At 64.6% G+C, this 22,613-nt stretch carries 20 protein-coding genes and 1 tRNA gene; 4 read left to right on the top strand and 17 right to left on the bottom strand.

Features of this window, described 5'->3' with window-relative positions:
- Positions 1–86: 86 nt before the first annotated feature.
- The 6 genes from EKM57_RS17345 to EKM57_RS17320 all read right to left on the bottom strand — a co-directional run bounded on the left by EKM57_RS17345 (position 87) and on the right by EKM57_RS17320 (position 5,424).
- Complete coding sequence (locus EKM57_RS17345; RefSeq protein ID WP_129793785.1) at positions 87–569, bottom strand: nuclear transport factor 2 family protein; 483 nt, start codon at positions 567–569, stop codon at positions 87–89.
- Between the two features lie 125 nt (positions 570–694).
- On the bottom strand, positions 695–1,111 hold the full coding sequence (locus tag EKM57_RS17340) for a VOC family protein (protein ID WP_129793784.1): 417 nt from the start codon (positions 1,109–1,111) through the stop codon (positions 695–697).
- Between the two features lie 283 nt (positions 1,112–1,394).
- A complete protein-coding gene (locus EKM57_RS17335; protein WP_129793783.1) occupies positions 1,395–2,375 on the bottom strand; it encodes an alpha/beta fold hydrolase in 981 nt (326 codons plus the stop codon).
- The gene (locus EKM57_RS17330; protein WP_165357519.1) at positions 2,372–3,187 is read right to left on the bottom strand and encodes a helix-turn-helix domain-containing protein; all 816 of its coding nucleotides are present in this window, start codon (positions 3,185–3,187) and stop codon (positions 2,372–2,374) included. Before EKM57_RS17330 ends, EKM57_RS17335 begins: the two co-directional genes overlap by 4 nt.
- A gap of 101 nt (positions 3,188–3,288) precedes the next feature.
- Complete coding sequence (locus tag EKM57_RS17325; RefSeq protein WP_129793781.1) at positions 3,289–4,095, bottom strand: MerR family transcriptional regulator; 807 nt, start codon at positions 4,093–4,095, stop codon at positions 3,289–3,291.
- Positions 4,096–4,209: 114 nt separating this feature from the next.
- Complete coding sequence (locus EKM57_RS17320; RefSeq protein ID WP_129793780.1) at positions 4,210–5,424, bottom strand: hypothetical protein; 1,215 nt, start codon at positions 5,422–5,424, stop codon at positions 4,210–4,212.
- 384 nt (positions 5,425–5,808) lie between these two features.
- On the opposite strand from EKM57_RS17320, the gene EKM57_RS17315 reads away from it, so the two are divergent.
- Positions 5,809–7,098 carry an Nramp family divalent metal transporter gene (locus EKM57_RS17315; protein WP_129793858.1) on the top strand — a complete coding sequence of 430 codons (1,290 nt, stop codon included), beginning with the start codon at positions 5,809–5,811 and terminating at the stop codon, positions 7,096–7,098.
- Positions 7,099–7,139: 41 nt separating this feature from the next.
- On the opposite strand, the gene nhaA is transcribed toward EKM57_RS17315, so the two are convergent.
- The 5 genes from nhaA to EKM57_RS17290 form a co-directional block, all read right to left on the bottom strand.
- Complete coding sequence (gene nhaA / locus EKM57_RS17310) at positions 7,140–8,960, bottom strand: Na+/H+ antiporter NhaA (protein WP_129793779.1); 1,821 nt, start codon at positions 8,958–8,960, stop codon at positions 7,140–7,142.
- Between the two features lie 362 nt (positions 8,961–9,322).
- Positions 9,323–10,111 carry a type I methionyl aminopeptidase gene (map, locus tag EKM57_RS17305; RefSeq protein WP_129793778.1) on the bottom strand — a complete coding sequence of 263 codons (789 nt, stop codon included), beginning with the start codon at positions 10,109–10,111 and terminating at the stop codon, positions 9,323–9,325.
- Entirely contained in the window at positions 10,108–10,320 is a 213-nt protein-coding gene (locus EKM57_RS17300; protein ID WP_129793777.1) for a ParD-like family protein, read from the bottom strand. Before EKM57_RS17300 ends, map begins: the two co-directional genes overlap by 4 nt.
- 231 nt (positions 10,321–10,551) lie before the next feature.
- Positions 10,552–11,211, bottom strand: coding sequence for a hypothetical protein (locus tag EKM57_RS17295; protein WP_129793776.1), 660 nt, complete (start codon positions 11,209–11,211; stop codon positions 10,552–10,554).
- A 202-nt stretch (positions 11,212–11,413) separates the two neighbouring features.
- Entirely contained in the window at positions 11,414–12,877 is a 1,464-nt protein-coding gene (locus EKM57_RS17290) for an FAD-dependent monooxygenase (RefSeq protein WP_129793775.1), read from the bottom strand.
- A 798-nt stretch (positions 12,878–13,675) separates the two neighbouring features.
- On the opposite strand from EKM57_RS17290, the gene EKM57_RS22295 reads away from it, so the two are divergent.
- Positions 13,676–14,197 carry a hypothetical protein gene (locus EKM57_RS22295; protein ID WP_206185484.1) on the top strand — a complete coding sequence of 174 codons (522 nt, stop codon included), beginning with the start codon at positions 13,676–13,678 and terminating at the stop codon, positions 14,195–14,197.
- Between the two features lie 115 nt (positions 14,198–14,312).
- Here EKM57_RS22295 and EKM57_RS17280 read toward each other — a convergent pair.
- Positions 14,313–14,388, bottom strand: a tRNA-Lys gene (locus EKM57_RS17280).
- A gap of 154 nt (positions 14,389–14,542) precedes the next feature.
- Here EKM57_RS17280 and EKM57_RS17275 point away from each other — a divergent pair.
- Both EKM57_RS17275 and EKM57_RS17270 read left to right on the top strand, forming a co-directional pair.
- Complete coding sequence (locus EKM57_RS17275) at positions 14,543–15,286, top strand: energy transducer TonB (RefSeq protein ID WP_129793774.1); 744 nt, start codon at positions 14,543–14,545, stop codon at positions 15,284–15,286.
- Between the two features lie 79 nt (positions 15,287–15,365).
- Positions 15,366–16,406: an amidohydrolase family protein gene (locus EKM57_RS17270; protein ID WP_129793773.1), complete on the top strand. Its 1,041-nt coding sequence runs from the start codon at positions 15,366–15,368 to the stop codon at positions 16,404–16,406.
- Positions 16,407–16,484: 78 nt separating this feature from the next.
- Here the strand turns inward: EKM57_RS17270 and EKM57_RS17265 are convergent, their stop codons facing one another.
- From EKM57_RS17265 to EKM57_RS17245, 5 genes are all read right to left on the bottom strand, one after another.
- Positions 16,485–17,606, bottom strand: a complete 1,122-nt coding sequence (locus EKM57_RS17265; protein ID WP_129793772.1) for an amidohydrolase family protein — start codon at positions 17,604–17,606, stop codon at positions 16,485–16,487.
- A gap of 46 nt (positions 17,607–17,652) precedes the next feature.
- Positions 17,653–19,032, bottom strand: a complete 1,380-nt coding sequence (locus tag EKM57_RS17260) for an MFS transporter (RefSeq protein WP_129793771.1) — start codon at positions 19,030–19,032, stop codon at positions 17,653–17,655.
- A gap of 181 nt (positions 19,033–19,213) precedes the next feature.
- A complete protein-coding gene (locus EKM57_RS17255) occupies positions 19,214–20,827 on the bottom strand; it encodes an FAD-dependent monooxygenase (protein ID WP_129793770.1) in 1,614 nt (537 codons plus the stop codon).
- Between the two features lie 106 nt (positions 20,828–20,933).
- Positions 20,934–21,437, bottom strand: a complete 504-nt coding sequence (locus EKM57_RS17250; protein ID WP_129793769.1) for a MarR family winged helix-turn-helix transcriptional regulator — start codon at positions 21,435–21,437, stop codon at positions 20,934–20,936.
- Positions 21,438–21,505: 68 nt separating this feature from the next.
- Complete coding sequence (locus EKM57_RS17245) at positions 21,506–22,519, bottom strand: amidohydrolase family protein (protein WP_129793768.1); 1,014 nt, start codon at positions 22,517–22,519, stop codon at positions 21,506–21,508.
- Positions 22,520–22,613 lie beyond the last annotated feature (94 nt).

Genomic DNA, 22,613 nt, shown 5'->3' with positions numbered 1-22,613 from the left:
CCCCCGTGCGGCTGCGCCAGCCGCCGGACCCACCAGCTTCCGAGGCCTCCCCTCGAGGCGAGGACGATGTCGAGCGTCGCGCGGTCTCAGGGGCCTCGCGCGATCGGCGTGTTCTGGTCCAGGACGAGAGCCCATCCGCCCGCTTCTTTCCGGAAAGTCAGGGTCAGCCAATTCTCGCTCCAGCGCGTGACCTTTCCGTCGGGGTCGCGGCTTTCGGAACGGGTCTTGATCGTGGCTGTCGCCAGGTCGGTGCCGACATGTCGAGCGACCGGCTCATAGCGCCAGGTCCAGCTCTGGTCGGCAAACCAGTCGACGTGCAGCCTGATGAACTCGTCGCGCGTCCGCAGGTGACGCCCGTCCGGCAATAGCAGGTCCAGGCGCTCGCCAGAGGTCAGCGTTCGCTCGATGGCGGAAAGGTCGCGGCTGCGAATGGCTTCGAGATGGATCTGCAGCACTTGCTCGAAGCTCAGCCCCCGGGTTTCTGCGGCTGTAGTCGGCGAAGCGCCCGCCATGCTGGCAGCGACCAGCGCTGCCGCTGCCTTCCATTGCGTCGCCCGAAATGCCTTCATTCCATCTCCTCCATTCAAAATGTGGCGGTCAGGCACGAGCCGCGGTGAATGACGCTTCCCGATGGTCCTGGTCGAAGACTTACTGAACGCGCCCGGGCCGGTGGCAATTCGGCCCGCGGGAAGATTCAGTCGGCCGGGACATATTGTGTCGCGAACTCTGCGGAGGGCGCAATGGGCTTTATGATGTCGATCAGCACGCCGTTCGGGTCAGACGTAATGAAATGACGTTGCCCGAAATCCTCGTCACGAATTTCGAGCAGGATTGGAAGCCCTGCACGACGGATCCGTTCATACTCGGCGTCTACGTCATCGACTTCGAAGTTCAGGATCAACCCGGAAACCTTTCCGCGCGCAACCTTGGGCACCGTCGCGTGCATTCCGTCCAGAATTGCGAGATTCACATTGGGATCATCCTGTGCTTGGAGATGCACATACCAGTCGGAGACGAACAGGGGTTTGAAGCCGAAATAGGATTCGTAGAACTGAGCCGTGCCGGACACGGCGTCCGTCATTACGACCGGATAGTAACTTTGAACCTTCATCGCTGCCTCCTGCCGACGCGCGTTCGTCAATATTGCTGCCGGCGGCGCATCTCCGTCGGATTTGGCTAAGCCGCAACTACCTGGAAGGTAAGGTGGCGTTCGTCGCACTCGATCGAACGGGAACCACGCTCCACCGGCGATGCAGCAATGTGCGCTCGCCGTCACGCTCGCGCTTGGGATCCGCGCTTGAGCGTTGCAGCTGCTCGTTATGTCTCGGCGTCGGTCACCTCATGATGCAGGCCTGCCGCCGTGGAGGCCGGCCGAGCAATGGGTTCGCAAGCTGTCAGCCGGGGCGGCTCCGAGCCCCTGGATCGAACGCGCTTGCCTCGTCCAATCGGTCCAGCCAGTCATTGACGAGAGCGGTGAAGACACGTTGCTGATCTATCGGGAGGCCGTGCTCGGCGCGATCGAGGACCACGAATGTCGATCGCGCAAAGACGCGTGCCAGAGGCCAAGCGTCCCGATAGCCTACCGACTCGTCGTGGCGGCCGGTGATGATGAGCGCCGGCTGGTCGAAGCGGCCGATGGCCGCGTCGGGATCGAAGGACAGCCGATAGCGGCTCGGCTGTTGTCGTATTGCCGCAAGGAAAGCCTGGTCTGCCGCGGCGATTGCCGGTGCAACGGCTTCGTCCAGCTTGCGGCGTTTGGCAGCGGCGTACGAAGGCGTCTGCACGAGCAACTCGCCGAGGCGCTCTCGGTCGCCGGCGGACATTTCCGCGAGAACGGACGGGTCTCGCAGGACCGGCTCGATCGGATCCACGTCGCGCCGGCTGTCGTCCGGAATTATCATCGGGGCCCGGAGAATGGCCCCACGTACCCGATCGCCCATCCTCGCAATCACGCCTCGCGCGAGATACGCGCCTGTCGAAGTGCCAGCGATCGCGAACGTGCCCTCCACCCGGTCCTGGATGAAATCGAGCAGGGCCTCCAGCATGCCGTCGAGATTCACGATGTTCTCGCGTCTTGGAGACCGGCCCATCCCCGGCAGGTCCAGGTAATGGCGTCTCCAGCCGGGGCGGTTCGCGAAGATCGGTTCGTACGTGCGAGCCTCATCCCGGTGATCCATCGTCCAGCCGTGAACGAAGATGAGGTCACGACCTTCGCCCTCGGTCCGGCTCCACATTTCACCCGCTTGGGGTGCGCGCCCCGCGCGTGCTTCTTGTGCAAGGGTCATGGCCAATGCGCCGGCAACGAACTCTCGCCGCCTGATCCTCGGCCCGAACCCTTCGGCAGGCCAGTTCCGCATCTGGTTGTCGTAGCTCACTTCGCGCAGACTCCTGTATCGTGGGGGCAAGTGCGTGTCCCGCCCGCCTGCGTCATCATCGTGCGACGCGTGAGGCCATCGACCGCAAACCAGAGTTCCGTCCGCAACGATGCGTGAGTTACGTTCTGCGGTAAACCGTAGATCGTTTGGACGAGCAAGAACGACAGGGCCCCGAACGGCGTGTCCATGACGATGCTGAGCTGAGGGTCGCCGGCAGCGCGACCTTGGCCCGTCCTGCACCCGAAACGCTGCCTCAGCGACCTTTCATACTCATCGATTCGCGGGCCGAGGGCAGGGCGGGTGAGTTCCTCCGCTCGAAGCTGGGCAAGAAGCGCGAAGCCGGCCTCAGCCGCATTCCGGACCGTGGAAAGGAGTCCTCCCGGGTGGGTAGCCGCCGCAATCATGTCCATCCGGGTCGATGGCCCATCCATGCCGGCGAGGAAGTCGGCCATGGTGAGCTTGCACAGCCACTGCCCGCCTTGGTTCATGGCACAGATCATCCAATCGGCGTCGAACACCATTCCCGGATATGGCTCATGCGCGTCGAGCATGCCTGAGAGCGCGTCGAGCTCAGATGAGGTGCGGGATTGGCACGGTCCCAGGTCCTGAAGGCCGGGCGAGTAGCCCGCGCGCAGGAGCGCCGCATTCCGTTCCTCGACCGAGCTCCCGGTTTCACGCGTCCAGCTCAGGATCAGGTCCCGGCTCGGCCTGGCGCGACCGAGCTCAACGAAACTGACGTGCCGCTGCGACATGCCTACTCTGAAGGCCAGCTCGAGCTGCGAGATGCCAGCCGCGCGGCGCATGTTGCGCAAGAGCGTTGCAAGCGTTCCCGGCCGGGAATTCACTGGACGCTCTCCCCGATCCATGGCCTGCTCCAACTCGCCGGATCGCGGGGATTCCGTGCCTCCACCCATCAAGCCGGGGCCGTCGGGTCGCATCCTCTTGGCCCATAGGCCGCCATGGCGGCCGCGACCCATTCGGGTAAGCCGGGATTCTGGACGGCATGTTGGCCAAGATATTCGGGATTCGAAGCGAAGAGTTGGCCGAGCCTCGCATAGGCTTCGGCCGTGGGCTGTCTCGCCCACGACAGCGCGACCAAGGCATAATGCCTCGACAGTAAGGGATCCAGCAACGGATCGTCAGGGGCGACGCCCGAGGCATAGCCTTTCGCCAACCCTTCCACGATCTCGTTCATCTCAGCCATGAAGGTCTGTCGTTCGTCTGCGTTCATCTCCGACCACCGGCGGCGATTGGCTTCGACGGCACCTCGGGCACATTCCCCGAAACGATCTATGATCCATTCTTCATACTCCGCCTGGCGAGCCGGATCGAAACCGTCGAATAGCTTCTTCGCGTCCATGACTTTGCTTCCTTCGAGTTCGGCGATCGTATTTTCGAGGGTTTGGAGGAGCCGCTTCGAGCGCCGCCTTTCCTCGATCATGCGCTCGCGAAGGTTCCGCAGCGCCGCCAACCGGTCATATTCCGGCTCTTCGAGGATTCTCCGTATCTCGGCCAGAGACAGGCCCAGTTCCCGGTGGAACATGATCTGCTGCAAACGCTGCAGCTCCTGACGACCGTAGAAGCGGTAGCCGTTCTCCCCGACCAATGCCGGCTTGAGGAGGCCAAGCTCATCGTAATGATGCAGGGTCCGGATAGACACACCGGAAACCTTGGCCACCTCGCCGACCGTATATCCTATTCTCGTGCGGCGTTTCTGCATGGGCGCTCGAATGAGGCCTTACGTAGCGTGAGGGTCAAGGGCATTTCCGGCGAAGGCGCAAATGAGCGGGCGCCCAGCCTCGTCTGCGAGGCGCGGGGATCTGTTCGCGAGACATCATCGCCGATCGACGGGAATGACGTAACGCGCCCAGTATGCGTCGAGTTGAAGGCGCTTGAGATCGCTGTCGAGCGCCTGTCTGAGGCCCAGCCGCAACGTCTCGGCCGCCTCCTGCTCGTCCAGCGCATGATGGACCCGCGCCGCCTCGACCGACGCACGCTGCGCGACGGTGAGATTGCCGAACGGGTCGAAAAAGGAATCGAGTCGAGATCTGTCCCGCACGCCGGTCCAGCTGAAGGGTGCGTCACCGGCCGTCCCGGCGATGCGCGAATATTCCGCCAATGATGCGCGGGCGGGCGTCCCTTCCAGCTCGGCAAGCCGCGCCGCCAGGAGTTCGCTCTCCGGACCCGGCTTTTGCCGCTGGAGCTCCGCCACGACCTCGCCGAGCCATGCGCGATCGAGATTCTGGTCGCGCCACTGCGTGCCGAGAAGGTTGAAGACGGCGATCGCAGCCAGGTCTTCGGGGCGCGTGTGCCGGGCGATAGCGGCCTCGTCCGGCTCGGATGCGATGGCAGAGGGCTGGACGACGCGGATGTAGGAATAGGAGGCGAGAATGGATTCGATGTCATCCTTGTGCATGACGCCGACGACGACCAACACGCGCCGTCCCGGATAGTTGCGCGCGGCGGAGGCGATCCGCCGAGCCTGCATGAAGGTACGGTAGAGGAAGAGCCGCCGCGGGAAGTCGCGCGCCGGAGTTTGCGGATAGTCGGCATAGAATTCGCGATGCCGCGCCCGCTCCTCCGCACTGTCCGCAAAGAACAGACCGAGCGTGCGGGAGCGCGGATCGGGAAAGGAGAGAAAGCCCTGGAACCCGGCGTCGCGGCGGACGAAGGGCGGCGCTTCCAGGTCCGCAATGCCGAGCGCCAACGCGCTGTCTTCCGATGCGGGCACCCAGTCGAACGGACACAGCGGCAAGCCTTTGTCGCGCGCCCATGGGATGATGATGTCCTGGATCTCGTAGGTAAACTCGTAATGATCGTTGCGAGCTACGCGTTCGGGCGAACGCTCGATGCAGATCGCGCTTGGCGCCACCGCTTCGAAGAAGGCCCGCATCGCTGCCGGCTGCTGACGCCGATTGATGAGCTGCGCGGAATGGTCGACGCCAAGGACGACGATCTCGGTGACGTCGGCGGGTGCGACCTGCTGCTCGGCCCTCAGTGGCCCGCAAAGCACGCAAAGCAGAAGCGCGACGAAAATAAGCAAGCGCATCGGGAACCCCTTCGGCAAAATCGTAAGTCCGAACAGCTCAGCCTCCTGTGACCGTCAATCCATTGCGGATTGCCGCGGTCGCTTTTCCCACGCCTCGATTTGTCGTCCAATGAAATTTGGCCGACCTTTTCGGACTGCCTGGAGGCGATCGAATGAGCGGCGACCAAATGCTCCGTCAGGGTCGTTCACCGCCCCGCAGGACGACCTCGACTTCGATCCGCCGGTGCAGAGGCGCGTCCGGTATCCGCGGCTGCGTGACCAAGCGTTGCGGGCGGGCATCGCGGGTCGCGCGCTGCAGCGTGCGTTCGAACAGGGGACTTCCACATTTGAGTGCCTGAAACCGCCGTTTCGGATAACGCAGACGCCGCCAATCACTTCACGATGATGGAATCAGCTTTGCCCCCGAGCGCCGAACCTGGGGATGGACGAATCGAGATCGAGACGGCGCCGCCCATCTCCGGCCGGTGGAAGCTGATCGGGCCGGGGATCGTCGCGGCGGCGACCGGCGTGGGCGCCGGGGATCTGGTCGCCACGCTCGTGGCGGGATCGAGGTTCGGCTTCGCTTTGCTCTGGGCCGCCGTCCTCGGATGTTTCGTGAAAATCGCTCTCTCGGAGGGCGCCGCGCGCTACCATCTCTCCACCGGCTCCACCATCTTCGACGGCTGGCGCTCGCTGGGCACGTGGACGAGCTGGTATTTCGGTATCTACATCGTCATCTGGGGCTTCATCTACGGGGCCACGGCGATGAGCGCGACGGCGCTTCCGCTCGCGGCCCTGTTCCCTGTCCTGCCGCTTCCCGCCTGGGCCGTCATTGCGGGGGTCACCAGCTTTCTGTTCGTTGCGCTGAACCGGTACGAGACGTTCGAGCGCGTGATGAAGGTGCTGGTCGCCGTCATGTTCGTGGTGATGACGGGCCTCGCGATCCTGGTCGCGCCGCGTCTCGGCGACGTCCTCGGCGGCCTTGTGCCGTCGCTTCCCGAAGGCTCCGCCTTCTTCACCCTCGGCCTGATAGGCGGTGTCGGCGGCACGATCACGACGGCGGCCTATGGCTATTGGGTCAACACCAAGGGTTGGCGCGGCCCGGCCTGGATCCCGATGATGCGCCTCGACAATTATACGGCTTATGCCGTCACCGGCATCTTCGTCGTGGCGATGCTGATCGTCGGGGCCGAGCTTCTGCACAGCGCCCAGATCGCGCTCGCGTCGGACGACCGGGGACTGCTGAATCTGAGCGGGGTGCTCGAAGACCGGTTCGGCCGGCCGATCGCGGTAACCTTCCTGGTCGGATTTGCGGCGACCGCGCTCTCGTCATTGTTCGGCGTGTGGCACGGCGTCAGCCTGCTCTTCTCGGATTTCGTCGGACATGTCCGTGGCCGACCGGAGCGTGGCGACAATCCCGAGCGCCAGTGGCCGTTTCGCGCCTATCTCGCCTGGCTCACCTTCCCGCCGATGTTGCTGCTCTTCTTCGAGCGCCCGTTCCTCCTCGTCATCATCTACGGCGTGGTCGGCGCCTTCTTCATGCCGTTCCTGGCGCTGACCCTCCTCCTGCTGCTGAACTCGAGGCGCATCGCGGCCGAGCACCGCAATGGCTGGATCTCGAACACGATCCTCGCCGCGTCCGCCATCCTGTTCGTCGTCCTTTGCGCTCAACAGGTGTGGACCTATTTCACCTGAGGCGCGGCGGGCGTTGCCGAAAGCCTGGTTCCGGACTGGGTTCAGGCCGCTCGGCCGCGCCAGGCGGCCTTTGCCAGGACGAGGCTTCCGATTCCCCCCGCGACGATGGACGCCAGCAGGATGCTGAGCTTGATCGCTTGCAGCTCCGGCCCGTCGAAGCCTGCACCTGCAATGAAGATCGACATGGTGAAGCCCACGCCCGCGAGAATCCCGGCCCCGACCAGCTGACTCCAGCTGATCTCGGCCGAGAGCTCGGCGACGCGCAGGCGCACGGCGAGCCAGCACAGGCCGACAATGCCCAGCGGCTTGCCGATCACGAGCCCGAGGATGACGCCGGCGCCGGGTCCCGAAAGCGGCGCGAAGGTGGATGACTCGATGCTGATGCCGGTGTTGACGAAAGCGAACAGGGGAAGGACGAGAAAGCGCGTCCAATTCTCCAGCCTGTTCTGCAGGTGATATCCCGGCTCCCGCAGCCGTTCCACGGCACGCTGCAGCGCCTTCAGGGCACCCGGCCCGATCTCCGTCGGCTCTTCCGCGTCCTGCTCGCGGCGGCGCACTTCGGACCGGAAGATGGCGGTCGTCTGTGCAGCGACGCCCGCGAGATTGGCTGCCGGCCGTGACGGGATGGCGATCGCGGTCAGCACGCCGGCAAGCGTCGCGTGGAGACCCGATTCATGAATATTGACCCAGAGCGCGGCACCCAGGAGGAGGTACGGCGTCCGCGAATAGATGCTGCTGCGGTTGAGCAGGAGCATTGCCCCGAACAGCCCCGCCGCAACCAGCAAGGGACCGAGCGCGATCCCGCTCGAATAGAAGATCGCAATCACGAGGACCGCGCCGAGATCGTCGGCTATCGCCAGGGCCGAAATAAAGACGACGAGGGCATTGGGGACACGGTTTCCAAGGAGGGCCATGATGCCGAGGGTGAAGGCGATATCGGTGGCCATCGGGATCCCCCACCCGATGATCTCGGGCGTCCCGAAATTCAAAGTCGCGTAGATCAGCGCGGGTACGGCCATTCCGCCCAATGCGCCGATAAGGGGTAGCTTCGCCCGATCCAGGTTGGACAACTCCCCGCTCACGAGCTCGCGCTTGATCTCGAGGCCGACCAGCAGGAAGAACAGGGCCATGAGGCCATCATTGACCCATGCGTGGAGGGGGAGCGAAAAGTCGGAAGCGCCGAACGTCAGTCCGAGCGGCATTTCCCGGAACCGCTCGTATCCTTCGCGCCACTCGCTGTTGGCCACCAGCAAAGCCAGTAAAGTGGCGGCGACCAGCACCACCCCCGCCGACGCCGCCCAATCGAAGAAGGCTTGGCCCGCGAGCCTCAGGCGCAGGCCCAGCGGGCGTTCGATCGCCTCGAGCAGCGCAAGCTCGTCCCACACGCCGCGATAGCGCCGCCCGTCGATGAACAGCGCAGGGGCTTGGGTGACGCCCGCAGCGTTGGCGGATACGCGATCCTCTTCGATCTGGCGGAGCGTCTCGGCCGAGCCGAGGTCGTGCTCGAACCGCGGAAGGTCGAGGTCTAGCCCGGCCGCCAGCGACGAAAGCGTCGTTACGTTGATCTCCTCGCACGATCGGAAGAGGGCGTCGTGCATCTTCCAGAAGGCGCCTTGCCGTCCGGCCGCCACGGCGGCCCGGGCGGCAAGCAGGGCCTCTGGACGATCGGATGGCAACTGGCGGTAGGCGAATACCGTCGCCTCCGGCAGCCGTTCGGCCGTTCGCAGGAGGATGTCCCTGGCCCTCCCGGTGATCGGGTCGAGATAATCCCCATATTCGATCATCACGACGCGGGGATTGGTGGGGCCGATGTAGAAATCACGTCCGGGATCGAAGCGCGCGACGATGTTGCTGGGTGCCAATGGTGCGGTCCCGTCGAGGGGCTCGTTCGAGCCGGCTGGTCAAAGCTGAATGAGAAGGTCCGATTCTCGTTCCATTGCCCGCGAAAGCGTGCGGACGCTCTCGGGCGAATATGACGCGCGCACCTTTCAGGCGTTCGGCAAGGTCGGTGGCGTGATCCTCGTCCTGCCGGCCCCATCGGCATTCCTGCCGGTACTGATCCTCGACCGGCTAGGCCGAACGATCTCCCGCGAACCTTCTGAGTCCGAGGCCGCGCCAAGCAGGGGAGGCGGGCGCTATCTCAGGAGCGTCGTGTCGACGTTTTGCACCTGCCGCTCGAGCGAATTGGGTGGTAGCGGCATTCCCGATGGGCGATCCGGCGCGGTCAGGCTGCAGCCTTCATCTTGCCGATCATATCGATTTCGTCGGGACGCAGCGTCAGCACCGACACGCCGGAAGCTGTAACGGCGACGGTGTGCTCGAACTGAGCGGAGAGCGACCCGTCTCTCGTCACGACGGTCCACCCGTCGGCTTCGGTTCTTACGCTGCGTCGGCCTCGATTGAGCATCGGCTCGATCGTGAAAACCATCCCCTCACGAAGGACGAGGCCAGTACCCGGCTTTCCGAAGTGCAGGATCTGCGGCTCCTCGTGCATCTGCCGGCCGATGCCGTGGCCGCAATATTCACGAACCACGGAATAGCCGTTTCGCTTGGCATGTCGTTCGATCGCCCAGCCAATATCTCCCAGACGCGCGCCCGGGCGAACCGCCCGGATACCCATCCACATGGCTTCATAGGTGGTCCGGACGAGTCTCCTGGCGGCTGGATCGACCTCGCCCACGAGATAGGTTTTGCTGGAATCCGCGATGTAACCGTTCTTCTCGAGCGTGATGTCGAAATTGACGATATCGCCGTCCCGAAGCACGTTCGATGCCGATGGGACTCCGTGGCAGACCACATCGTTTACCGAAGAATTCAGCACGAACCCATAGCCATACTGGCCTTTGCTCGCGGGACGGGCCTGAAGTTCGTGGACGATGAATCGCTCGACCATTTCATCGACCTGGAGTGTCGACATGCCGGCAAGTGTGATTCCATCCAGCAGTCCGAATACCGACGCCAGGAGTCGGCCGGATTCGGCCAGCAACGCCAGCTCTTCTGGCTGCTTCGTCATGCGTCGCTCACGGCCAGGGGGCGAGCTGAAACACCCGCGGACCTGAGCTCGCGCTCGATGATGTCGGTGAAACTCAGCGTGGGATTGGTCTCGCACAGCATGCCGACCTTGATCCAATAGGCTGCCTGCGCGTTGATCGAACGACACGATACCCTGCTCGCCCTGCGCACCTGATCGTGCAAATCATCATCTATGTTCACGATGCCCATCGGGGTCTCCATATACGAGCCGTATACGTAACGTATATGCCGGATGCGGGAAAGCCAAGGGCAGCTTCGAAGCACCTCCCAGAAGGGGTGGAGTGCCCCGGCTCATGGCCGGCGACCGCCAGGAGATGGTCATCGGGGCGGGCGGGTCCGTCGCCGGCGTCCGTTTCAGATCGTGGCCGCGACTTCGGCGCCCCCGGCGCGTCGTCAAGGTGCCGCGTGCCTGGGAGCCGCTCAACCCGCCAGCATGTAATCCGCCAGGCTGTAGCAGTGGCTGGTCTGGTAGGCGTTCCGGCCTCGGTTCATGTGCGTCAGATTGAAGGTCCGAATGGCGCGCAAGGCGTGGGGGGTCGCGAGGAATTTGCGGATCGAAGCGCAGCCCCGCACATTGACCCCGAAAATGTCGTCCCCACGCGGAAAGAAATAGCCGACGTCTTCTGGGGTCGTGACGCATTGCTCGAGAAGCGATTCGTCCAGGCGATCCCGCGCGGACGAATGGTCCGCGGTGAAATCCGAAAGATGCAGGATGAATCTGGAGCGAATGCCTTCTCCGTTCGCGTAGAGTGTGAAAAGCTCCATCCAGCTCGCATTGACCCGCACCAGCGGCTTGTCGGAAGTCGACGGCAGACAGGAAACCGACCAATAATCGCGCTCGGTCCTGCGCGGGATCGGAATACAGGATTGGCCGTAGAGGCTGAGGATCTCCAGAACCTCTTGTGCCTGCGGGCGGAGAAGGAGCTTCTGAAAGCGCGCGAGATATTTGAACCGATGCTCCAGCGACTCCGAGCGCTCGTCGGCGTCGTGCAGGGTCGTATTACTTTCTATCCAGTCGCGCTGCTGATCGAGATCCAGAAATAGGCGCAGGCCAGTGGTGCGGCGATTGGTCGAGCTCATGTCGGGCGTCCATCTGCGTCAGGCGCGCTCACCGCTCCGAGCTTTTTCTCTTATTCTCGTTTCTTTCGCCGTCGCAAGCCCGAGCATCGCCACCGGATCCGGATCTGATTTCCGGATCCGGGGCGAGCTTGTCGATCGACCGAGGCGGGCGCTTGGCGGATCGCTGCCACCTGCAGCCGCGGCTTCTCTTCGCGGCGGCTCGCTAAACGCTGTGACCGCCGAACCAGGTTTCGAGGGCATCGAAGAGGCCTTCGGAGTCTCCGTCTCCGACCCATGCCACGTGCCCGTCCGGCCGGATCAGCACAGAAGTTGGGGCCGAGACCGGGCCGATGACGGGAAGCTCGCACACGCCGTCGAAACTTGCGTCGACCAGCTTGACGCGATCTGTCCATCCTTCGTTGGCGAGCCCGCCGGGTTTCCCGAAGTTGAGCAGCACCGGTCGCCCATCATGCAGGAGCTCGAAGATCCGCATGGGCCCGGCGGCGGTAGCGATATCCAGGTCGGGCATGCGGCGGCCGAGCAACGGGTGCCCCTCGCCAAGGTCGTAGCGAATGTCGAGGCCGGACATCATGGCCGAATACCATTTGCGCGGTTCGTCCATCTGCATCGCTGTGGCCATGAGGTCGCGCAGGGCATTGGTTCGGTCGTCGCCGCGGCTGAGCGCCGTGAGCGCCAGGGTGTGCTTGAGCAAGGCCGCTCCGACCGGGTGCCGCTCCGCATGATAGGTGTCGAGCAGGCGGTCCGGAGAAATGCCCTTGATCACCTGCGACAGCTTCCATCCCAGGTTGACCGCATCCTGCAAGCCGATGTTGAGGCCTTGTCCGCCGACCGGCGAGTGCACGTGGGCGGCGTCTCCGGCCAGCAGCACCCGCCCTTTGCGGTAGGAGGCGGCCTGTCGCGCCGCATCGGTGAATCGCGAGAGCCAGGTGATGTCATGGACGCCGAAGTCCGTTCCGTAAGCGGCAGTGAGCGCCTCGCGAAGCTGGTCGCCGGTTGGACTGTCGTCTCGTTCGAGGCGCTGCTCGGTCACGACGCCGCGGACGCGATCCCCGTCGTCCAGCTTGCCGAGGGCATAGACGCCTCTCTCGCCATGGCGCATGCCCAGTGCCGGCTCGTCTGCCATGCTGGCCTCGAAGATCAGATAGCTGAGGGCAGGCTCCCATCCTGTGAAATCGATACCGGCTGCCTTGCGGACCAGGCTGCGGCCGCCGTCGCACCCGACGAGATATTTCGACTGGAGCATCCGGCCATCGCTCAACTCGATATTAACGTGCTCATCGGCCTGCACGAAACTCGTTACCGCACAACCGCGATAAGTCTTCACCGCCAGGGCTGAAACCCAATCGGCCAGGATGCGCTCGATCTTTTCCTGCCACAAGGCGAGCGTGTAGTTGTGGCGGGTCGGGCGATCGCTGGCATCGAGAACGGTTCCGGCAAACAGCACGACGTGGTGCTTTTCGCCTTGCGACACGAAGCGTTCGGCGATGCCACGCTGGTCGAGGACTTCGATCGATCGGGGATGCAGTCCGCCTGCGCGAGAGCCCTCGACGTCTTGGTTCACGCGCCGCTCGATTATTGCGACATCGACGCCCGCCAGAGCCAATTCACCTGCCAGCATCAAGCCGGTCGGGCCGCCTCCGGCAATGGCGACCTCATGTTTGGACATTTGCATATGCCACCTCGCGCAATCAGTAAGGGGCCTGCCTTCTACGGGACGGCCGGGGCCTTGAAGCAAGAGGCTTGCGAACCATATTTACGAAGTGGCGGGACGTGTCCGACGTTGCGCCGTCTCTCAAAAGCATCAATCGTTGAGTGCCGCGACGTGATGAGGGATCGGTACGGCGGCACTTGCGCTAAGGCCGGTTTGAGGCGCTCGAGGCCTCGCCCGTATTCCGCTGATGGGGACGCGCGAGGAATTGAACCTCGCGACCTGCCGAGTGTGAGGTTGGGAAGCAGTAGCGGTTGCTATAGGCTGCTGGCGCTCTGCCACGATTACTGAGCGGCCCCCGGATAGCTGGCACTGCGACCGGCTATGCTGGCGCGGTCAGCCTGCAACCTTCCTCCCGCCGATCATGAGAAGGAGCTTCCGAAAGCGCGCGGCCTATTTGAACGGATGCCTCCAGCGACTCCGAGCGTTCCTCGGCCAGGCGCATGTTGGAAAGCCTTGATCTGGCCGGTGCTGTCGCGTCGGGTCTGGCAGTGCAGCCGCCATCCATGAACCCGTGCCGCGCTGCCTGAAGACCTCGTCGCAGCGCTGATCAGCACGATCATTTCTCGCGGCCGTCAACGAATAAGCCTCCTTGGCGCATCCGCCGCCAGCCAGCGCGGCTCGATTGCGGAGCTATCAGGCCGGGAGTAGCGACGCCCATGCCCAATGTGGGTGCTACAAATGTAGCGGAAAAGTCGATCTCAGACATCATAAGCCGGGCGGGGCAACGTGATTGGCTTTTGCCGGGAGGACGTGATGGAAGAGCAGATGAGGGATGAGGTTCGCCGCCTGCGCCGAGCGGTGCGTTGGTTGGGGGCCGGCTCGATCGGCGTTGTTAGCCTGTTCCTGGTGGCGGCTACTGCGCTGCCGCAGAATGAAAATCTTCGTGTTCGAAGCCTCACCGTGGTCGATGAGAGGGGAGTGGAGCGGGTAATCATCGGCGCGCCGGTTCCTGACCCGGTGTCCCGCGGCTCTCGCCAACCACGGGCCGGCGCGATCTCGGGGATCATCCTGAATGGACCAGACGGCAACGAACGCGGTGGCTACGGCACGACCGACGTCGGAGGTGAGGCCCTCCTGACCTTGGACGGCGCCGAAGGCGGCGAGGTGTTCAAAGTCGTGGCCAACCCCGATGCCGGAGCAAGCCTGTTCGTCATGCACCGCAATGGCGCGGGGGCAAGGCTCACAACGTTTAGGGGCTCGCCGGAGTTCGAGCTGATCGATGCCAATCGCCGCCGCGTTCACGCCATTCCCGAGAGCATGCCGCCGACCCGGTAACAGGATCGCAACTCGTCAAGGTAGACGAGCGATTTAGCCACCGGGCGCTCACTACCTAGCCTGCTACCTTTTCATTTCGAGAAGGAGGGTGGGGGCTGCTATGGGCTTGAAAAGGTGGTGGACGCACTAGGGCTCGAACCTAGGACCCGCTGATTAAGAGTCAGCTGCTCTACCAACTGAGCTATGCGTCCATCGCCGCCTGGCGAGGCGCGGAGGCCTGACGGCCCGACCGCGAGAGGCGCCATTTAGGGAGACACTCCCGGGAATGCAATGCCCGGATGCGCCCGGCCGGCGTGACCGGTCGGGAGGTCTCGCCTCACGCAGGCGCAGCCCTATATTTGTCAGGTGACCGAGCTTGTCCGTACCCGTCGCTACGAGACCGGCAACCGGCTGAAGCCTGCCGTGGCCGTGATGCTGGTCCACGTCCTGCTCGCGTGGCTGATCGTCTCTGGCTTGCGTTTCGACCTGCCCGTGCGCGTCGCCGAGGAACTCCAGCTGTTCGAGGTCATCGAACCGCCGCCTCCGCCCGCGGAAGAGAAGGCACCGGCCGAGATACCGAGCGAAGCGGAGGAGGGCGCGGCCGCGCCGCCGGCGCTGAAGGCCGATCCTACGCCGGTGGTCGCGCCCGAGCCGGTCGTGCCGATCGAAAGGCCGCATGTTCCTGCCGCGTCCGTGGCGGGGCAGGGGACCAGGCCCTTCGCCGGCGCCGCGCCCGTGCCGGGGCCGGGCACCGGCGCGGGCGGAAGCGGAACGGGGACCGGCGCCGGCGGATCGGGCACCGGCGTCGGCGCGGGGGGCGCGGCGACACGCCCGCGCCTGCTCCGCGGGCGGATTCGGAACCGGGACTATCCGCGTGGCGCGCTCCGATCCGGAGCGGAAGGGCAGGTGTTCGCTCGGGTTCAGGTTGCGGCCGACGGGAGGGTCATCGGCTGCAGGGTCGAGCAATCGAGCGGGCATCCGGAGCTGGACGAGACGACCTGCCGCCTGATCATGCAGCGATTCCGCTACGAGCCGGCGCGTGACGCGCAGGGCAACCGGGTGGCGGACGTCAGCGGCTGGGTACAGCGGTGGTGGATAGGCCCGGACTGAGGGATCGGCGCCAAGGCATCGCGCGCGAGCCACTTGCTAAGACGTCTTACCAATGTCACGCCTCGCGCAGGAGGAGACCATGCAACGTCAGCGCCGCATTGCCACCGAAGAAGCCTTTGCCACCCCGGAACAGCTCGAGGCGCTCGCCGACCGGATTGCCGCCGGCGACGACAGTGCCGACGCGCCCTTCTGGGGAATGATGGCTGGGTCGGCCAACCCCTTCGCCCAGCGGGTGAAGCGGCAGCTGCTCGATCTCGACGACGAGCGTCTCGCGATCATGGATGCCGAGGGTGTCGACATGCATGTGCTGGCCTTGACCTCACCGGGGGTGCAGATGTTCGCGCCGGACCGTGCGGCGGCGATGGCGCGCGACAGCAACGACCGGCTGGCGGAGCTGGTCGCGCGGCATCCCCGCCGGTTCGCCGGGCTCGCGACGATCGCGCCGCAGGACCCGGAGGCGGCCGCGCTGGAGGTGGAGCGCGCCATGGGAAAGCTCGGCCTCAACGGAGTGATGATCAACTCGCATACCAATGACGAATATCTGGACGAGGAGAAATATCTCCCGATCTTCGAAGCCGCGGCCGCGAGCGGAGCGCCGATCTACCTCCATCCGCGCGCCCCTTCGCGCGGCATGGCCGGTCCCTATCTCAAATATGGTCTCGAAACGGCGATGTGGGGCTATGGCGCCGAGACCGGGCTCCACGCCGTCCGGCTGATCATGTCGGGCGTCTTCGATCGCTTCCCCGGCTTGCGCCTCGTGCTGGGTCACATGGGCGAGGGCCTGCCCTTCTGGCAGTGGCGGCTCGACTACATGTTCGCCAGCGGCTCCAACCGGCCGAAGCTCGAGCTGCTCCCGGGCGAATATATGCGGCGCAACATGGCGATCACCACCAGCGGCATGAACTGGGACAAGGCGCTCGCTTTCTGCATCGAGGCGGTCGGCATCGACAACATCATGTGGGCGATAGATTATCCCTATCAGACCACGCCGGAGGCGGTCGAATTCATGGACCGGGCGCCGCTCAGCGACGAGGATCGCACGAAGATCTACGCCGGCAATGCCGAGCGCATCTTCAACATCGCGCCTCTTGCGGACGAACTCGAAATGGAGCGCGCCTGAAAGGGGCAGGGGCTTCCTGCAGCATCGTTCGAAGAAGGTTGGGAACGGGGTTCGTCTCAACGATGCGAAGCCTGGAACCTAGAGTTCGAGCCGGAATACGTCGGTCGCATTCGTCTCCATGAGCATCTTCTTGTGTTCCGGCGGGATATCGAGCGCATCGTAGGACGCGACCTCGTCCGCTGAGACCTGATAGGGAAAGTCCGTCGCGTAGAGCACGCGCTCCGGGCCCAGCACTTCCTGGCAGAATTTGATCGCGGGCTCCCAGGCTACGCCGCTGGTGGTGATCCAAATATTGTTGCGGAAGTAATGGGAGATCTTGTGGCGAAGCCGGATCGGGGGCTGCCCGCCGCGAAGTCCGGGCTTGCCGTCCGCATTGTTCTGCATCCAGTCGAAACGATAGAGGTGGAGCGGCATGGCCTCGCCCATATGGCCGATGACGAGCCTCAGCTTCGGGAATCGGTCGAAGGCGCCCGAAAGGATCAGGCCCATCGTGTGCACCCACACTTCGTGGGTGAAGCCGGAAAGCGCTCCGGCCATTCCGCGATACTCGTAGGGTTGCGCCATCTGCCGTGGCGGCACCGTGGGGTGAATGTACAGCGCCGCATCATGCGCTTCGAGCGCTTCGAGGATGGGCAGGAACTGCGGCTCGTCCAGATAGCGTCCCTGCGTATGGCTGTTCACCACCGCGCCCTTGAGCCCCAGCTTCGTCATTCCGCGCTCGATCTCGGCGACGGCGCCGGGCACGTCCTGAGGCGCGAAAGCCAGCAGACCGGAGAAGCGGTCGGGATATTTGCGGCATGCCTCGGCCAGCCGGTCGTTGGAGAGCGCCGCCAGTTCCCGGCCGCGCGCCGGGTCGAGGACCTGCACGCCAGGTGCAGTCAGGAGCAGCAGCTGATGGTCGATCCCGAGCTCGTCCATCCGCGAAATCCGCTCCGGTCCGACTTCGCACAATTCGTGCTGAAGCTGGTCGAAGCCGGCGAACAGGCCGGCCATTCGAAGAGAAGTGTCGTCGGGCGGGCAGGCCGATTTCAGCCAGTCCATCTGCGCCTCGACGATCTCCGGGATGCTCCAGGCCTCCTCGGTCGCGATCCGCTTATAGGCCGGGTTGCGGTCGATCTCGCGGTGCGGCAGCTTCAGGGCCGACGTCGACTGACCTTCGATGCCGTCCATGCCGCCCACGCTGGCATGATATCGAGCCATATTCTCTCCAGTTCGGGCCGCAGCGGCCGTGACGTTGACGGACCGGTCAGGCGGGCTTCGTCTCGCCGACGAGCGGAAGTCGATCCGCGTCTTCCTCCGCTTTCTGCTGCCGCGCCAGGACGAAGCCGAGCGCGAGGAGCAGGAAGGTGAGGGCGAGCGGCATCAGCGCGAGCACGATGAAGACCTGGACCAAAGACAGGGACGCGCTCAGCATCAGCCCTCCGACCAGCGGAGCGAAGATGCCTCCGAACCGGCCGATCCCGAACGCCCAGCCGACGCCGGTCGTGCGGATCTTGGCCGGATAGACTTGGGCGCAGATGGCGTTGATCCCCGCCTGGCCGGCGCCCTTGCAATAGCCCCAGCCGGCAAAGACGACCAGGGAGGCGGCGCTTCCGAACGGAAGCCAGCCCATCAGGACGAGCAGGATCGAATCGATGAAGTAGAGGCCGGCAATGACCGGTATCGGCCGAAAGCGATCCATCAGCGTCCCGATGGTCGACGAGCCGACCAGGCCGACCACGAGCGAGATGAGCGACACGGCGGCATAGGCCTGGAGGGTCACGCCGCCCAGTTCGTAGAAAAAGGTCGGGACGAAGGAGGTGAACAAGGCGATGGAGGACAGAGCGATGAAATAGACCATCCACAGGATCGCGGTGACGGCGCCGCGGCCCTCGGTGAAGACGTCGATGAGGCGCCCCTTGCGATCGTCGGACTTCCTCGCGCTGCTCACGAACTCGGCATCGGGGGCGAGCGCGAGCGCCGGATTGATCCGCGCGAGAGTCCTCCCGATGCTCGGATCGCGAGGGTTGCGCTGGACCCTGAACTGGATCGACTCGGGAATGCAGAAATTGAGGATCGGGAGCAGCAGCAGCGGCGTGAGGCCGCCGATCCAGAACGCGCTCTGCCATCCGTGGCTGTCGAGCAGCCAGATCACGATTCCGGAAGCGACCGCGCCGCCGCTGGAGAATCCGGTGAAGGCGATCGTCACGAATGTGGAGCGGTTCCTCGACGGCGCATATTCGGTGAGCAGGGCCACCACATTGGGAATGATGGAGGCCAGGAAGAGCCCGGCCAGCCCGCGGAGCACGGCGACTTGGTAGATGCTCTGCGCCCACACCGCGGCGAGGGTGAGCAGGCCGAATGCGAACGTGCTCCACAGCAGCATTGGCTTGCGGCCGTAGCGATCGGCGAGCGGACTGATGAGAAAGGCGCCGGCGGCAAGCCCGATCTGCTGAAAGAAGAAGACCGTCGCCATCGAGCTGGTCGGCTGCCCGAACGACTCGGCTACCGCCGGGGCGAGCTTGCCGAGCATGTACATGTCGAGCCCGTCGAACAGCATGATCGCCGTGCAGGCGGAAAGCAGGAAGATCTGCAGCGACGAGAGCTTCGCCTCGTCGATCGCCTCCTGAACGTTCACCTTCTTCATGATCCGGCCATCCTCATCGACATGGCGGCGCCGGGGCCTCTCGTCGCCCGCTCTTCACCGCCATCGAAGCTGTTAATCAGACGTGTGAACATATCCGCGCTGGCAGGTGGCCTGTCAACGAGGTGCCGCACCGCGCGCGGGACTCGGTTCGGCGCGGGGAGGGTTGCTTGCGCGAAGCGACTCATGCGGCACGCGCCGACGAGGCATTCGCGCTTCCGCCGCCCGTCGCGCGCAGGAGGACCTCGACAGGTTCCTCGATCCGCCCGTCCGCGGCCCAGGCGACGAAGCCGTCCGGGCGAACGAGGATCATCGCGGCCCGATAGGAAGAGCCGGCCTCGCCCAGGTCCGCTATGTCGAGCGGAATGCCGAGCGACGACGCGGCGGCGGCAAAGGCGTCGATCCATTGCGGATCGCCATCCACGTTCAGCAAGGTGAAGCCGGAGCCGAGCGAATCCAGGGTCGTCGTTTCGCCGGACGAGGGAAGCGGCGCCAGATGATGACCGGCCCGTGCCCGGAAGTCGTGGCCGCCTTTGGCGTCCGACTTGCTCCCTTGCGCGCTCCAGACGACCGGCGATCCGGAATAATGCGGCGCGTAGGCGCCCACGTCGGTGCGGGCGCCGCCGGCGCGGCGGGCCCATTCCTGTTCGAAGGCCGCGCGATCCACCTCGGGATCGAAGGCCTCGAGGAAGCGCCGATCATCGTTGATCAGCCGGTTGATGAAGTCCGTCGCCGTCGACGCGAAGATAGCGCGCCGTTCCTCGCCGTAGCTGTCGAGCAGCGACGGCCCGCCCCATCCCTCGATCGTCGCGGCGAGCTTCCATCCGAGATTTCGGGCATCCTCGAACCCCAGATTGATTCCATAGCCGCCATATGGCGGGTGGCTGTGCGCGGCATCACCGGCAATGAAGACGCGGCCGCTCGAATAAGCCTCGGCATTGGCGAACCGCAGGTCCCAGAACCCGATATGTTCCAGCTCGAAATCGAACGGCGCGCCGACGGCCTCGTGGAGACAGGCGGCGAAATCGAAATCCTCGTGCGCGGCCTGGGGCGGTACCGGCGCATGGAAGAACCAGCGGGTGCCGAGATCGACCCGGCCCAGAAACTGCCAATAGCCCTGAAGCCGGGGAGGAAGGATGTTGAAGAAAGACTTGCCCGCAAAGCGGCCGAGCAATTCGTGGAGCTGCTGTGAGCGAAGGACGAGCAGCACCATGCGCTTGTCATGGTCGAGGACGGTCTGGCCGATACCGGCGCTTTCCCGCACGGCAGACCGGCTTCCGTCGCATCCGACCAGATAGTCGGCCGTCAGCCAGTGCGCTTCGCCATCCTCCTCCCGCCGCACGCGCAGGCGGACCCCGTCGCCATTCTGCTCCGCATCCGACGCGGTCCAGCCATAAAGGATCTCGACCGCCTCCAGCTGCGCCGCCCGCTCGCGAAGGACCCGCTCGGTCTCATACTGCGGAAGTCGCTCGTTGTCGGTTGCATAAAAGGGGCGAACGAGCTCCCTCTGGAGCCAGTCATAATGATATTGGCCGAGCAGGGTGCCGTAGGCGGTCAGGCCGCCAATCCCATATTCCGGCGGAATCGGGCGGGCGGCGCGCAGTTCGGACTCGCAGCCCCAGGCGCGAAAATGCTCCATGCTCCGCTGGGTGAGGTTCTGTCCCTTCGGGACGCGGTGGACCTGCGGGTTCCGCTCCACGACCAGCGTCCGGGTTCCGCGCTGGCCGAGCTCGATGGCGAGGCCGAGGCCGACGGGCCCGCCTCCGGCGATGAGGACACTGGCTGGCCGGATATCCATCAACTCCCTTCGCTTTCCGCCCTGGCGTGCTCACGCCAGCGGGGCCGAGAGTAATCAGACATCTGATGATCTGCAAGGTTGAAACCGCGGTCGCCGCCCGCTTCGGTCAGCTCAGCTCGGCGGGATCCGTGATCAGCGGCGTGCGGACGCTGGCGTTGAAACGATCGACCAGCTTGGCCAGCAGGGCGAGGAAGGTCCGGCGCTCCTGCTCGTCGAATATCTCCAGCGTGACGTCCTGGACCTCGCGAGCGACGACGGTAATCCGTTGGAGCATGTCGCGGCCCTCCGCCGTGGTGGCAAGCACCCTTCGGCGCCGGTCGCCGGGATCGGTCGTGCGCGTGATCAGGCCGCGGCTTTCGAGATTGGCGACGACCAGGCCGGTCGTCGAGCGATCGAGACCGAGCGCGCGCGCGAGACTGATCTGGTCGATCGGTTCGAGCGCGCTGACCACGGTGAGGGCGCCGAATTGGGTCGGCGTGATGTTGAGGCTTCCCGCCATGTCGGCGAACAGGCCTTCGGTGATTTGATGCGCCCGGCGGATAAGAAAACCGGGACGCGCATAGAGGACCCGCAATATCTCCCGCGCGACCTCCGTCCGATCCTTAGCCATGAAATTCCCTCTCCTGGACCTTCATTGAGCCGCGGACAGGAATGACGCAAGGCCTGCGCTCGAGGATGTCAGCCGGTAATTCGGAATTCGCGCAGGGCATTGAGCGAATAGATCTTGCGCCTGTCCGCGTCGCTGATGGGCGCGCCGTCCATGAAGGCGACGGCTTCGTCCATCGCCTGGTAGGGATAATCGATCGCCCACATGATATTGTCGGGCCCGAGAACTTGTAGGCAGTATTCGAGCGCGGGATGATGGTTCATTCCGCTGGTCGTGATCACGAAGTTGCGCTTCAGATACTCGCTCGGGGCAAGCTCGATCCGCACCGGGTGGCGGCGGGCCATCTTCGGATACATGTGGTCGATCCGATAGACCCAGTAGGGAATGCCCTCGCCCAGATGGCCGAGGACGATCTTCAGCTTCGGAAAGCGGTCCAGGACGCCCGAGACGATCAGCCGCATTCCGTGAAGCCCGGTCTCCGCGGCGAACCCCCACATGGCGGTCCACAGGCTGTGGTCGCGATAGGGGCCGACCGCCTCGTCGGGGAGCGAGCGTGGATGGATGTAGATCGGCGCACCGAGCGCCTCGGCCGCTTCCAGGATCGGCCAATATTTCGGCTGGTCCAGATATTCGCCGTCGGTATGGCTGTTGACGATGAAGCCGTTGAGGCCGAGCCGCGTGACGGAGCGCTCCATTTCGCGAACCGCCTCCTCGGGGTCCTGCGGCGCGAAGGCGGCAAGGCCGGCATAGCGGCCCGGGTGGCGTGCAATGGCGGCGGCGAGCTGGTCGTTGGCGTCTGCCGCAATCTCCGCTGCTTCAGCGGGATCCAGCATCTGGACGCCTGGAGAGGTGAGCGACAGCACGTGCATGTCCACGCCGTTCGCGTCCATCGTCGCCAGGCGGCGCTCATCGAGATCGAGCAGGTTCGCCAGCCGGTCGTCATCCTCCCGGAACAGAAGCCCGCGCCAGAACATGAGGTCGACGCTGCTGCCGCCGGCGTCGACGAGGCGGCGCATCGCGCCCGCCAGCTCGCGGGTCGCGAACGCTTCCTCGGTGGCGATTCGGCGCCAGCTTTCCCCGTTCATGCTCAACTTTCCTCCCGGCGTGGCGCTCGCGTTGACAGCAAGGCGCGTATTGGTAAGACATCTTACAAATTTTGCAATATGCCGGAAGGCCGAA

This window comes from Sphingosinicella sp. CPCC 101087 (genome assembly GCF_004151485.1).
Lineage (GTDB): Bacteria > Pseudomonadota > Alphaproteobacteria > Sphingomonadales > Sphingomonadaceae > Allosphingosinicella.
Note: the sequence above shows the minus strand (reverse complement) of the source record. Positions and strands in the feature narration are given on the sequence as shown.